The following is a 13,661-nucleotide window of genomic DNA, read 5'->3' on the forward strand; positions in this document are numbered from 1 at the left end:
CCCTCCACCACCGTCGCGCTGCCGTACACCTGCGGACCCTCCTGACCTCCAGGGAGGAGGGTCCGTGATGTCGTGCGCCCATCATAGGAATGCGGCTCGCGCTCTGTGACGCACCAGGGGTGGTGAATCCTTTGCGGAGCCGATCGTTCCTACCGCTTTCTCCCGATATCGGCGTTGCTGAAATCCTCGGCCGGTCCTTGGTCGGGGCTCGGTCGGTCGTCGGATGGTCCTCGGACGGTCCTCGGTCGGTCCTTCGGCAGGCCGACCGGACGGTCTGTCGGTCAGTCCTGGGCCGGCGAACGGGGCGGGCTGACGGTCGTGCGGGGCTGCCTGCGCTGTGACGAGGTACGGATGATGAGTTCGGTCGGGACGACCTGCTCGACAGGGCGTCCGGTGTTCACTCCCTCGATCGCGTCGATGAGGAGCTGTACGACGGCGGTGCCGATGCGGCGGGGTTTGAGGGACAGGGTGGTGATGGGCGGCTCGGTGTTGGCGTAGACGGTGGACTCGCTGCAGCACACGAGCAGCAGGTCCTCGGGGACGCGCAGGCCGTAGCGGCGGGCGGCGGCGAGCAGATCGGTGCCGTTGGGGTCGAAGAGCCCGTAGACCGCGTCGGGCCGGTCGGGGCGGGCGAGGAGCCGGTCGGCGGCGACGGCGCCCGCGCACGGGTCGTGGGCGGGGTAGGACTCGTAGACGGGGTCCTGGCCGACGCGCTCGCACCAGCTGAGGTAGGCGGTCGTGGAGAGCCGGGTGTAGGTGTCGGTGGTGGTCCCCGTCAGCAGTCCGATCCGGCGGGCGCCGGCGGCGGCGAGGTGGTCGAGCAGGCCGAGTACGGCGGCCTCGTGGTCGTTGTCGACCCAGGCGGTGACGGGGAGGGAGCCTGCGGGGCGGCCGTCGGAGACCACGGGCAGACCTTGGCGGACCAGTTCGGTGACGACGGGATCGTGGTCGGAGGGGTCGATGACGACGGTGCCGTCGAGGGCGACGTTGGACCACACGTCGTGGCGGGAGGTGGCGGGGAGGATGACCAGGGCGTAGCCGCGGGCGAGCGCGGCGGAGGTGGCGGCCCTGGCCATCTCGGCGAAGTAGGCGAATTCGGTGAAGGTGAAAGGTTCATCCCCGTACGTCGTCACGGTCAGGCCGATGAGGCCGGACTTGCCGGTACGGAGGGTGCGGGCGGCGGCCGACGGGCGGTAGCCCAGCCGGTCGGCCACTTCGCGAACGTGGCGGCGGGTGGCGTCGGGCAGCCGTCCCTTGCCATTGAGCGCGTCGGAGACGGTTGTGATGGAGACGCCCGCCGCTGCGGCCACGTCCCTGATGCCGGCCCGGCCCTGTCGGCCGGCGGCCCGCCGGGTGGTCTCGGTCCGGCTCACCTGATGCTTCCCTGCTGCTGTCATCGCGAGCCGATAGTAGGGCTCGGTGGGGAGGGTGGTCTGGGTGCATATGCAGGCGTTGACAGGCACGTTTCTGCATGGTTCGCCACCCCCAATGACCTTGGAAATGAAGGTGTTTGATCGCTGAGGGTGAGTGTGGAGCTTGTCGTCGGGTCCGGGCATGCCAAAACGATGCGATCTCGGGCCGTTCTCAACTCACCTGCACGAGGGATGCGCGCCACGGCGCAGGCCACCGGCGCGCGCATATATGCGTGCGCTCCCCCGCATTCCTGGCGCCCCCATTCTCGGAACGGCGGAATCCTCATAAGGTGAGCAGTATTGAGTCGACGGCGACGTCGTACGGGACGGTCGAGGAGGACCTGCGGTGAGCGAGAAGAGCCCGAAGCTGCGCGCCGAGCTGGACGGCATTCCGACATACAAGCCCGGCAAGCCGGCTGCCGCGGGAGGGCCTGTCGCGTACAAGCTGTCCTCGAACGAGAACCCGTACCCGCCGCTGTCGGGCGTGCTGGAGACCGCGGTCGCCGCGGCCGGGAACTTCAACCGGTACCCCGACATGGCCTGCACCGGCCTCGTGAACGAGCTCGCCGAGCGCTTCGGCGTGCCGGTCGAGCACATCGCCACGGGCACCGGCTCGGTCGGTGTGGCCCAGTCGCTGATCCAGTCGACCGCCGGCCCGGGCGACGAGGTGATCTACGCCTGGCGCTCCTTCGAGGCCTACCCGATCATCACGCAGATCTCGGGCGCGACCTCGGTGCGGGTCCCGCTGACCGACGGCGACGTGCACGACCTGGACGCGATGGCCGCGGCGATCACCGACCGGACCCGGCTGATCTTCGTCTGCAACCCCAACAACCCCACCGGTACGGCCGTGCGCCGCGCCGAGCTGGAGCGCTTCCTGGACCAGGTGCCCTCGGACATCCTGGTGGTCCTGGACGAGGCGTACCGCGAGTTCGTGCGCGACGCGGATGTACCGGACGGCATCGAGCTCTACCGCGACCGCCCGAACGTCGCCGTGCTGCGTACGTTCTCCAAGGCGTACGGGCTGGCCGGCCTGCGGGTCGGCTTCGCGGTGGCGCACGAGCCGGTGGCGGCGGCGCTGCGCAAGACGGCCGTGCCCTTCGGAGTGAGCCAGCTCGCGCAGGACGCGGCGGTGGCCTCGCTGCGCGCCGAGGACGAGCTGATGGGCCGCGTCGGTGCGCTGGTGAGCGAGCGCACGCGGGTGCACGAGACGCTGGTCGCCCAGGGCTGGACCGTTCCGGACACGCAGGCGAACTTCGTGTGGATGCGGCTGGGGGAGCGGACCGCCGAGTTCGCGGAGGCCTGCGAGAAGGCCGGTGTGGTGGTCCGGCCCTTCGCGGGCGAGGGCCTGCGGGTCACGATCGGTGAGACCGAGGCGAACGACCTCTTCCTGCACACGGCCGAGGCGTTCTTCAAGGAGCTCTAGGCGATAGGGAGCCCCCGGTGGCAAGGGGCCGAAAGCGGTAAGGCGGCCGGGCGGCTCCGAGCCGCCCGTCAGGCGAGATGTCCTGCCGGCCGGACCGTCCCGGGGCGGCTCAGGCGAGTTCCACGCGGACGGGATCGCCGTCGCGGACGGTGGACAGCAGGCGGGGGTCGCCGTCGAAGGAGCCGAGCACGTTGCACGGGCTCGCGAGGCGGCTCTCGCCTCCGCGTGAGATGGGCGTGGGGCCGTAGGGCAGCGCGAGGGCGTCGCCCTCGGTCCAGAACGCGACCGTGCCGGGGGCGACGACCTGCTGGGCGTCGTCCTCCAGGGCGACGGAGACCCCGGTGTCGAAGTAGACCTCCTCGCCCCAGGTGTTGGCGGAGGCGGAAATCGGAAGGGCCTCGGCCAGCGCCTTGCTGGTCGGGGTCTCGTCGAGCGTTGCGGTGAGCTGGCCCGCGGGCCAGGAGATTCGTATCTGCATGAGCCGCATTCAACAATCTGTTGAATCGATTGGCTAGAGGGGTACCCCGCTCGAAGGTGGCCGAGCGTGGTACGACATAATGCTTGTGAATGTGAACGCGTTCACAAGCGTGTCCTGCTTCCTCCCGGTATGGGAGGAACCCGCCAGGCAGACTGCGGCTGTGACCACGGCGACGACAAGGAGAAGACGACGTGGACCTAGCTTTGGCGCCGGAGACATTGGCGCGATGGCAGTTCGGCATTACGACCGTCTACCACTTCCTCTTCGTGCCCCTGACGATCTCGCTCGCCGCCCTTACGGCGGGCTTGCAGACGGCGTGGGTGCGCACCGAGAAGGAGAAGTACCTCAGAGCCACGAAGTTCTGGGGAAAGCTCTTCTTGATCAATATCGCGATGGGTGTCGTCACCGGCATCGTCCAGGAGTTCCAGTTCGGCATGAACTGGTCCGACTACTCGCGATTCGTCGGCGACATCTTCGGGGCCCCCCTGGCCTTCGAGGCGCTGATCGCCTTCTTCTTCGAGTCGACCTTCATCGGTCTGTGGATCTTCGGCTGGGACAAGCTGCCGAAGAAGATCCACTTGGCGTGCATCTGGATGGTGTCCATGGGCACCGTCCTGTCCGCCTATTTCATCCTGGCGGCGAATTCCTGGATGCAGCACCCGGTCGGGTACCGCATCAACGAGGAGCGGGGCCGGGCCGAGCTCACCGACTTCTGGCTCGTGCTGACCCAGAACACCGCGCTCACCCAGTTCTTCCACACGATCACGGCCGCCTTCCTGGTCGGCGGCGCGTTCATGGCCGGAATATCCGCCTTCCACCTGGCGCGCAAGAAGCACGTCCCCGTGATGCGGAGCTCGCTGCGCCTCGGCCTGATCGTCGTGATCATCGCCGGTATGGGCACGGCGATCAGCGGTGACCTGCTCGGCAAGGTGATGTACAAGCAGCAGCCCATGAAGATGGCCGCCGCGGAAGCGCTGTGGGACGGCGAGGCGCCCGCACCCTTCTCCGTCTTCGCCTACGGAGACGTCGACAAGGGCCACAACAAGGTGGCGATAGAGATCCCCGGCCTGCTGTCCTTCCTGGCCAACGACGACTTCACCTCCTTCGTCCCGGGCATCAACGACGTCAACAAGGCCGAGCAGGAGAAGTACGGCCCCGGCGACTACCGGCCCAACATCCCGGTCGCCTACTGGGGCTTCCGCTGGATGATCGGCTTCGGCATGGCCTCCCTCGGCATCGGTGTGCTGGGCCTGTGGCTGACCCGCAAGCGGTTCATGCTGCCGGCGGAGCTGCGGACCGGGGAGGACGAGGTCCCCCACCTGGTGCTCTTCAAGAAGCCGCTGAGCCCGAAGTTCGCCAACCTCTACTGGATCGTCGCGCTCTGGACGATGGGCTTCCCGCTCATAGCCAACTCCTGGGGCTGGATCTTCACCGAGATGGGCCGTCAGCCCTGGGTCGTCTACGGAGTCCTGCGCACCAGGGACGCGGTCTCGCCGAACGTGTCCCAGGGCGAGGTGCTCACCTCGATGATCGGGTTCACGCTCCTGTACGCGGTGCTGGCCGTGATCGAGGTCAAGCTCCTGGTCAAGTACGTCAAGGCCGGACCGCCGGAACTCACCGAGGCAGACCTCAACCCACCCACCAAGATCGGTGGGGACGACAAGAACCCCGACCGGCCGATGGCCTTCTCGTACTGAGGCCGAGGAGCGCACACCATGCAACTCCACGATGTCTGGTTCGTACTCATCGCCGTCCTGTGGACCGGCTACTTCTTCCTGGAGGGCTTCGACTTCGGAGTCGGCGTACTGACCAAGCTGCTCGCCCGTGACCGTACGGAGAAGAGGGTCCTGATCAACACGATCGGGCCCGTGTGGGACGGGAACGAGGTCTGGCTGCTCACCGCGGGCGGTGCCACCTTCGCCGCCTTCCCCGACTGGTACGCCACCCTCTTCTCGGGCTTCTACCTGCCGCTGCTGCTCATCCTGATCTGCCTCATCATCCGTGGCGTCGCCTTCGAGTACCGGCACAAGCGCCCCGAGGACCGGTGGCAGACCAACTGGGAACACGCGATCTTCTGGACCTCGCTGATCCCCGCGTTCCTGTGGGGCGTCGCCTTCGCCAACATCGTGCGCGGCGTCAAGATCGACGAGAACAAGGAGTACGTCGGCAGCTTCCTGGACCTGCTGAACGTCTACTCGATCCTCGGCGGACTGGTCACCCTCACCCTGTTCACCTTCCACGGCGCGGTCTTCACCTCGCTCAAGACCGTCGGTGACATCCGGGACCGCTCGCGGAAACTGGCGACCCGGCTGGGCGTGGTCACCGCCGTGCTGGCCCTGGTCTTCCTGATCTGGACCCAGGTCTCGCGCGGCGACGGCACGAGCCTGATCGCGATGACCGTCGCGGTGCTGGCGCTGGTCGGGGCCCTCGGCTTCAACCTCGCCGGCCGCGAGGGCTGGTCGTTCGCACTGTCCGGGGTCACCATCGCGGCGGCCGTCGCGATGCTCTTCCTCACGCTCTTCCCGAACGTCATGCCGTCCTCGCTGAACGAGGCCTGGAACCTCACGGTCACCAACTCCTCGTCCAGCGCGTACACCCTGAAGATCATGACCTGGTGTGCGGCCGTGGCCACCCCGCTCGTCCTGCTCTACCAGGGCTGGACGTACTGGGTGTTCCGCAAGCGGATCGGGACGCAGCACATCGTCGATGTGCACTGAGTCCTGTACGGAGCTCTGTACCGATCCCACTACCGAGGCCTGTACCGGGCCCTGCACCGAGTTCCCGCGACGTATGACCCGCCCGTCCGGCTGACGACCTCCCCGAGGGGATGTTTCACGTGAAACCGATCGACCCGCGCCTGCTCCGGTACGCCCGTTCCACCCGCCTCTTCCTGGGGGCGGTGGTGGCCCTGGGCCTTGCCGGGGCGGGGCTGGTCGTCGGTCAGGCGATGCTGATCGCCGAGATCGTGGTCGGAGCGTTCGAGCGGGGGCTCGACGGCCAGGCGCTCCGGACGCCACTGCTGCTGCTCGCGGCGGTGGCGCTCGGGCGCGGGCTGATCGCCTGGCTCACGGAGCTGGCCGCGCACCGTGCGGGCGCGGCGGTCAAGTCGGAGCTGCGGGGCAGGCTGCTGGACCGGGCCGCGGAGCTCGGGCCCGGCTGGCTGGCCGGGCAGCGGACGGGATCGCTGGTGTCACTGGCCACCCGGGGCGTGGACGCGCTCGACGACTACTTCTCCCGCTACCTGCCCCAGCTGGGGCTCGCGGTGGTCGTGCCGGTGGCCGTGCTGGCCCGCATCGTCACCGAGGACTGGGTGTCGGCGGCCATCATCGTGGTGACGCTGCCCCTGATCCCCGTGTTCATGATCCTCATCGGCATGGCCACCCAGTCCCGGATGGACCGCCAGTGGCGGCTGCTGTCCCGGCTCTCCGGGCACTTCCTCGACGTGGTGGCCGGGCTTCCCACCCTGAAGGTCTTCGGCCGGGCCAAGGCGCAGGCCGAGTCGATCCGCAAGATCACCGATGACTACCGGCGCGCGACGATGCGGACCCTGCGCATCGCCTTCCTCTCCTCCTTCGCCCTGGAACTGCTGGCGACCCTGTCGGTTGCCCTGGTGGCCGTGACCATCGGCATGCGGCTGGTCCACGGCGAACTGGACCTCTACACCGGGCTGGTCATCCTGATCCTGGCGCCCGAGGCGTACCTGCCGCTGCGGCAGGTGGGGGCTCAGTACCACGCGGCCGCCGAAGGGCTTGCGGCCGCCGAGGAGATCTTCGAGGTTCTGGAGACCCCCACCTCCGGTACGGCCGGGACGGCCGAACTGCCGGGCGGTGCTCCCCTGCGGATCGAGATCGAGGGGATCGCCGTCCGCTACGAGGGCCGCGGCGAGGACTCGCCCCGGCCGGTCTCGCTCACGGTCGGGCCGGGGGAGTGTGTGGCCCTCACCGGTCCGAGCGGAGCGGGGAAGTCCACCCTGCTCCAGGTGCTGCTGGGATTCGTGACGCCGACCGCCGGACGGGTCCGGGTCGCGGGCACGGACCTGGCCGAGCTGTCACCGGCGCAGTGGCGGCAGCAGATCGCCTGGGTGCCGCAGCGGCCGCACCTGTTCGCAGGAACGATCGCCGAGAACGTCCGGCTGGCCCGCGCGGGGGCCTCCGACGCCGATGTGGCCCAGGCGTTGAAGGACGCCGGGGCCTGGGAGTTCGTGACCGCGCTGCCGCACGGGGTGGAGACCCCGCTGGGCGAGGGCGGTGTGGGCCTGTCCGCCGGTCAGCGGCAGCGACTGGCCCTGGCGCGCGCGTTCCTGGCGGACCGGCCCGTGCTGCTGCTGGACGAGCCGACGGCGGCGCTGGACGGCGAGACCGAGGCGGGGATCGTGGACGCGGTCCGGCGGCTCTCCGCGGGGCGGACCGTGCTGCTGGTCGTGCACCGGCCGGCGCTGCTCGCCGTCGCCGACCGGGTGGTGGCCATGGCGGCGGGCGACGGCACCGAGGGGCCCCTCGCCGATGGGACACTCCTTCGCCGCGCCGCTTCCCCGGTCGGCGCCGAGCTGCTGTCCTCCGGTGCGGCCGGTGACCGCGGCGAGCACATCCCGGATTCCGGGGAGTGGATCCTCGGTGCGGCGCGCGAGCGGGCGGGGGCCGGCGGCGGCTCGGGCGCGGCCGGTTCGGGCGCCGGCGGTTCGGGCACGGCCGGTTCGGGCGTTGCGCGGGATCCGCTGCGCCGGGTGCGGGCGGTTGCCAGGGCATGGCAAGGACGGTTCAGGCTCGGGCTGTTGCTCGGCGCGCTGGCCGTCGGATGCAGCGTCGGCCTGATGGCGGTGTCGGGCTGGCTGATCTCGCGGGCCTCGGAACAGCCGCCCGTGCTCTACCTGATGGTGGCCGTCACGGCCACCCGGGCCTTCGGAATGGGCCGCGCCGTCTTCCGGTACGCCGAGCGGCTCGTCTCGCATGACGCCGTGCTGCGGATGCTCGCCGACCTGCGGGTCTCCGTGTACCGCCGACTGGAGCGCATCGCGCCCGCCGGGCTGCGCGAACACCGGCGTGGGGACCTGCTGGCCCGGCTGGTGGCCGACGCCGACGCACTGCAGGACTACTGGCTGCGCTGGCTGTTGCCGGTCGGTACGGCCGTGCTCGTCGGAACGGGCTCGGTCGCCTTCACCGCATGGCTGCTGCCCGAGGCCGGAGCCGTACTCGCCGTCGGACTGCTCGCCGCCGGTGTCGCGGTACCGCTGGTCAGCGGCGCCTGCGCCCGCCGTGCGGAGCGCAGGCTCGCGCCCGCCCGGGGCGAACTCGCCACCCGGGTGGCCGATCTGCTCACCGGGACCGCGGAGCTGACCGTGGCCGGTGCGCTGGAGGACCGCAAGGGCCGGACGCGCGAGAGCGACGGCCTGCTGACGCGCATCGCCGCGCGGGGCTCGGCCGCGGCCGGGCTGGGCGGCGGCCTGTCGGCCCTGGTCTGCGGGCTCACCGTCGTGGCCGCCGCGGCCGTTGCCGCGAACGCCGTCCACGACGGACGGCTGTCCGGGGTGGCCATGGCCGTCGCGGTCCTGACGCCGCTGGCCGCCTTCGAGGCGGTGAACGGACTTCCGCTCGCCGTCCAGTACCGCCAGCGGGTACGCCGTAGCGCCGAGCGGGTCTACGAGGTCATCGACGCGCCGGTGCCGGTCGCCGAGCCGGAGCGGCCCGCCGCGGCCCCCGCTTCGCCGTTCCCGCTGCGGCTGACGGGGCTCACCGCCCGCCACCCCGGCCAGGAGCGTGCGGCGCTGCGGGACGTGGACCTGACCCTGGAGGCCGGCCGCCGCATCGCCGTCGTCGGTCCCTCGGGGTCCGGCAAGACCACCCTGGCCCAGGTCCTCCTCCGGTTCCTGGACCCGGCCGAAGGCGCGTACAGCCTGGGCGGGAGCGATGCACGCACGCTCGACGGCGACGACGTACGGGCCCTCGTAGGCCTGTGTGCCCAGGACGCGCACATCTTCGACAGCTCGGTCCGGGAGAACCTGCGCCTGGCCCGGACCGGGGCGAGCGAGGAGCAGCTGCGGCAGGCGCTGGCCGCGGCCCGGCTCCTGGAGTGGGCCGACGGCCTTCCGGACGGGCTGGACACGCTGGTCGGCGAGCACGGCGAGCGGATCTCGGGTGGTCAGCGCCAGCGGCTGGCCCTGGCCCGGGCACTGCTCGCGGACTTCCCCGTACTCGTCCTGGACGAGCCGGCCGAGCATCTGGACCTGGCCACGGCGGACGCCCTGACGGCGGATCTGCTGGCCGTGACCGAGGGCCGGACCACCGTGCTGATCACGCACCGGCTGGCCGGTCTGGAGGCGGTCGACGAGGTGCTCGTGCTGGACCGCGGCGAGGTCGTGCAGCGCGGCCCGTACACGGAGCTGGCCGCCGTCGAGGGACCGCTGCGGCGGCTGCTGGAGCGAGAAAGGGCAACGGACGGGACTTTGGCCAACTTTCCCCGGCAATAGGGACTAACTACGCTCAGGGCCATGTCAGCGCAGCAGTCGCAGGAATCGCCGGGTCCATCGCCGGATCCCTCACCGGGTCCATCGCCGGATCCGTTGCCGAGTCCGTTGCCGCGAGCGCCGGGAGCGCCGGGGACTGCGGGAACTGCGGGGACTACGGACCCGCTGGTGGCCGCCACCCAGGCCACCAGGAGTCTGCACGGCCTGTCCACCGAGCTCACGGCCCGGGTACCGCAACTGCTGGAGGCCATGAGGTCGGTCGGGACCGGGCTCGAGCTGCACTCCACGCTGGACCGCATCTGCGAGACCGCGGCCGAGCTCGCGGACGCCCGCTACGCGGCGATCGGCGTCGTCGACACGGAGGGCCGCGGGCTCTCGGACTTCGTCACCCACGGGATCGGCTCGGCACAGGCCCGGAAGATCGGACACCGCCCCGACGGGAAACGGGGCCTGCTCGGAGCGCTGATCTCGCACTCCGACACGGTGCGGCTCGCCGATCTCACGAAGGATCCGCGCTCGGCGGGGTTCCCGCCGCACCACCCGCCCATGAAGACCTTCCTCGGAGTACCGATCCGGGTGCAGGGGGAGATCTTCGGCAATCTCTACCTCGCCGAGAAGAACGGCGGCGGCGAGTTCAGCGACTACGACCTCCACATGGTCCGGGTTCTGGCCACCGAGGCGGGCATCGCCATCGGCAACGCCCGGCTGTACGAGGCCGCCACCCAGCGCGAGCGCTGGATCGACGGCTCGGTGGCCGTCACCACCGCTCTCCTGTCCGGCGGGGACGCGGACGACGCGCTCGCGGTGGTCGCCGAACAGGCCCGTCGGCTGGCCGACTCCGCCGCCGGGATCGTCATGCTGCCGGCCGAGGAGGGCGGGATGGAGATCGTCGCGGTCTCCTCCGAGAACCCGGCCACCTCGCTCGGACTGGTGATCCCGGCCGAGAGCCCGGTGGTGGACAGGCTGCTGGCGGGTGAGCCGGTTTTCGTGGACGACGCCGCGGCCGACCCCCGCATGACCAGCAAGCTCACCAGCCGGTACGGCCCGTGCATGCTGCTGCCGCTGCAGAGCGGCGGGCGGGTGCTGGGCGCGCTGGTCACCCCCCGGGCCCGGGGCGGGCGTCCCTTCACCGAGGCCGAGCGGACCCTGGCCACCCAGTTCGCCTCACAGGCGGCGCTCGCCCTGATGATGGCCGAGGCACAGCGCGACCGCGAGCGGCTGGCGGTGTTCGAGGACCGTGACCGGATCGCCCGCGACCTGCACGACCTGGTCATCCAGCGGCTCTTCGCCACCGGGCTGATGCTGGAGGGCGCCCAGCGCCGGACCGTCGTCCCCGAGGTGCGCGACGGCGTGGGCAAGGCCGTGGACGAACTGGACGTGACGATCCAGGAGATCCGCACCGCGATCTTCGCCCTCCAGCAGGGTCCGGCCGAGGCCCCGTCCGGGTTGCGTACCCGGGTGCTGCGGGAGATCAACATGGCCGCGGTGCCCCTGGGCTTCAAGCCCGCGCACCGCTTCCTCGGCCCGGTCGACACGGTCGTCGGTGAGCTGGTGGGCAAGAACCTGATCGCCGCGCTGCGTGAGGCCCTGTCGAACGCCTTCCGTCACGCCGAGGCGACCCGGATCGATGTGGTCATCGACTCCACCATCACGCTCGCCGGCGGCCGGCCAGGGGTCCGGCTGGAGGTCGCCGACGACGGGGTGGGCATCCCGGAGGGCGGCCGCCGCAGCGGGCTGCGGAACCTGCGCCGACGGGCCGAGTCGCTGGGTGGCGCGAGCTCGTACGGTCCGGGCATCGGCGAGGACGGCGGCGGGACCACCGTGGTGTGGGAAGCCCCGCTCCAGCCCGCCGTCTAGTGCTGTGATCCGGTGAACCTTCCCGGTCACAGCACTAGGCCTGCTGCTGTGCGGTCCGTTCGGCCAGTATGCGCTCGATGACGAGGGCGACCCCGTCCTCGTTGTTGGCGACCGTACGGCCGGACGCGGCCGCGATCACATCGGGGTGGGCGTTGCCCATGGCGTACGAGGTGCCCGCCCAGCTGAGCATCTCCACGTCGTTCGGCATGTCCCCGAAGGCGACGACCTCGGCGGGGGAAATACCCCGCTCGGCGCAGCACAGTGCCAGGGTGCTCGCCTTGGACACGCCCGGCCCGCTGACCTCCAGCAGCGAGGTGGGACTGGACCGGGTGATCGACGCGTACTCACCGGCGGCGGACCGCGCCAGCGTCAGGAACTCGTCCGGAGCCAGCTCGGCGTGGTGCGCCAGCAGCTTGAGCACGGGCGCGGAGTTCTCGTCCGTGTCCTCGTGCAGCAGCTTCTCGGCGGTGGCGACCCGGGCACCCGGGTCCTTGAAGAAGGGCGGGTACGTCGGCTCGTAATTGATGCCGGTGGTCAGCTCGACCGCGAAGGAAGTGCCGGGTGCCGCGGCCCGCAGGGCATCGACGACAGCGAGCGCGGTCACCCGCGGAAGGGCTCGGACCTGCACGAACTCTCGTCCGGCGTGCAGGTCGACCACCGCCGCGCCATTGGCGCAGATCGCCAGACCGTGGCCGTGGACATGGTCGCTGACCACATCCATCCAGCGGGCCGGGCGGCCGGTGACGAAGAAGACCTCGATCCCGGCCTCCTCGGCGGCGGCGAGCGCGGCGACCGTGCGCGGCGAGACGGACTTGTCGTCGCGCAGCAGGGTGCCGTCGAGGTCGGTGGCGATCAGCCGGGGCGTGGGGGTTGGCCCGTCCGGGCACTGGGGAGCCGAGGTCACGGCTCCATCTTCGCCCATGGCCGAGGAGGTCCTGACCATGGGCGGGAGGCTGTCACCTCGGGCGATGTTTCACGTGAAACGGCGCCGTTTCACGTGAAACACCGGCTCGCCGTAGGCTCGAAGTATGAGTCTGCGTCTGAGCACGGTGATCCTTCCGGTACGTCGATGGCACGAGGGAGGACGCGATCAGTGGCTCCGGGCCGAGCAGCTCGGGTTCCACACCGCCTACACCTACGACCACCTGTCCTGGCGGACGTTCCGCGACGGTCCGTGGTTCGGAGCGGTGCCCACCCTGGCCGCGGCGGCCACCGCCACCGAGCGGCTGCGCCTGGGCACGCTCGTCACCTCGCCGAACTTCCGTCACCCGGTGACCCTCGCCAAGGACCTCATGAGCCTGGACGACATCTCCGGCGGGCGCATCACCCTCGGCATCGGTGCGGGCGGCAACGGCTTCGACGCGACCGCGCTGGGCCAGGAGGCCTGGTCCCCGCGCGAGCGCGCCGACCGCTTCGCCGAGTTCGTGCCGCTGCTGGACCGGCTGCTGACCGAGGGCTCGGTGAGCCACGAGGGGACCTTCTACTCCGCCGAGGAGGCCCGCAACATCCCCGGCTGTGTGCAGCGGCCCCGGCTGCCTTTCGCGGTCGCCGCGAACGGACCGCGCGGCATGCGGCTCGCCGCCCGGCACGGCCAGGCCTGGGTGACCACGGGCGACCCGAAGCTCTTCGAGGAAGGCACGCCCGAGCAGTCGCGGGAGGCCCTGCGCGGGCAGCTCGAACGGCTCGGCAAGGCCTTCCTGGAGATCGGGCGGGACCTGGAGCCCGTGGAGAAGATCCTCCTGACCGGCTTCACGCCGGAGGCCAACACCGTGCTGCAGTCCGTGGACGCGTTCGTCGACTTCGCCGGCCGGCACCGCGATCTGGGGTTCACCGAGCTGGTGATCCACGCCCCGATCCCGGACTCCGAGTTCGCCGCCGACGAGGCCGTGTTCGAGAAGATCGCCACCGAGGCCGTGGCCCAGCTCGCCAGTTGACCCACCGGTCGTGGGGGCCCCCCCCCCCCACCCCCACCACCCCCCGGACCGCCCCCACGGTGGCCAATAAATACAAACAATACCCCAGGTTAAG

The 13,661-nt window shown here is 70.7% G+C and carries 9 protein-coding genes; 6 read left to right on the plus strand and 3 right to left on the minus strand.

The genetic code is table 11. The annotated features are described in order from the left end of the window. Positions 1 to 281 precede the first annotated feature (281 nt). A complete protein-coding gene (locus ACFY04_RS29335; protein ID WP_030010171.1) occupies positions 282 to 1,397 on the minus strand; it encodes a LacI family DNA-binding transcriptional regulator in 1,116 nt (371 codons plus the stop codon). 361 nt (positions 1,398 to 1,758) lie between these two features. Between ACFY04_RS29335 and hisC the strand changes: the two genes are divergently transcribed. Next, positions 1,759 to 2,838, plus strand: coding sequence for a histidinol-phosphate transaminase (gene hisC, locus ACFY04_RS29340; protein WP_389121221.1), 1,080 nt, complete (start codon positions 1,759 to 1,761; stop codon positions 2,836 to 2,838). A gap of 109 nt (positions 2,839 to 2,947) precedes the next feature. Here hisC and ACFY04_RS29345 read toward each other — a convergent pair whose 3' ends face one another. Further along, a complete protein-coding gene (locus ACFY04_RS29345) occupies positions 2,948 to 3,316 on the minus strand; it encodes a cyclophilin-like fold protein (RefSeq protein WP_030010169.1) in 369 nt (122 codons plus the stop codon). Positions 3,317 to 3,507: 191 nt separating this feature from the next. Between ACFY04_RS29345 and ACFY04_RS29350 the strand changes: the two genes are divergently transcribed. From ACFY04_RS29350 to ACFY04_RS29365, 4 genes are all read left to right on the plus strand, one after another. Next, positions 3,508 to 5,013 carry a cytochrome ubiquinol oxidase subunit I gene (locus tag ACFY04_RS29350; RefSeq protein WP_389121222.1) on the plus strand — a complete coding sequence of 502 codons (1,506 nt, stop codon included), beginning with the start codon at positions 3,508 to 3,510 and terminating at the stop codon, positions 5,011 to 5,013. 18 nt (positions 5,014 to 5,031) lie between these two features. Next, a complete protein-coding gene (gene cydB / locus ACFY04_RS29355; RefSeq protein WP_389121224.1) occupies positions 5,032 to 6,033 on the plus strand; it encodes a cytochrome d ubiquinol oxidase subunit II in 1,002 nt (333 codons plus the stop codon). 119 nt (positions 6,034 to 6,152) lie between these two features. Then, positions 6,153 to 9,779 (plus strand): thiol reductant ABC exporter subunit CydD, encoded by a 3,627-nt coding sequence (gene cydD, locus ACFY04_RS29360; protein WP_389121227.1) that lies wholly within the window; start codon positions 6,153 to 6,155, stop codon positions 9,777 to 9,779. A gap of 21 nt (positions 9,780 to 9,800) precedes the next feature. Beyond that, entirely contained in the window at positions 9,801 to 11,633 is a 1,833-nt protein-coding gene (locus ACFY04_RS29365) for a GAF domain-containing sensor histidine kinase (RefSeq protein ID WP_389121228.1), read from the plus strand. Between the two features lie 34 nt (positions 11,634 to 11,667). Here the strand turns inward: ACFY04_RS29365 and ACFY04_RS29370 are convergent, their stop codons facing one another. Next, a complete protein-coding gene (locus ACFY04_RS29370; protein ID WP_389121229.1) occupies positions 11,668 to 12,555 on the minus strand; it encodes a Cof-type HAD-IIB family hydrolase in 888 nt (295 codons plus the stop codon). Positions 12,556 to 12,661: 106 nt separating this feature from the next. On the opposite strand from ACFY04_RS29370, the gene ACFY04_RS29375 reads away from it, so the two are divergent. Then, positions 12,662 to 13,567: an LLM class flavin-dependent oxidoreductase gene (locus ACFY04_RS29375; protein ID WP_389121231.1), complete on the plus strand. Its 906-nt coding sequence runs from the start codon at positions 12,662 to 12,664 to the stop codon at positions 13,565 to 13,567. Positions 13,568 to 13,661: the final 94 nt, after the last annotated feature.

Origin of the sequence: Streptomyces sp. NPDC001549, from assembly GCF_042894025.1 — a bacterium.
Taxonomy (GTDB): Bacteria; Actinomycetota; Actinomycetes; order Streptomycetales; family Streptomycetaceae; genus Streptomyces; species Streptomyces kutzneri.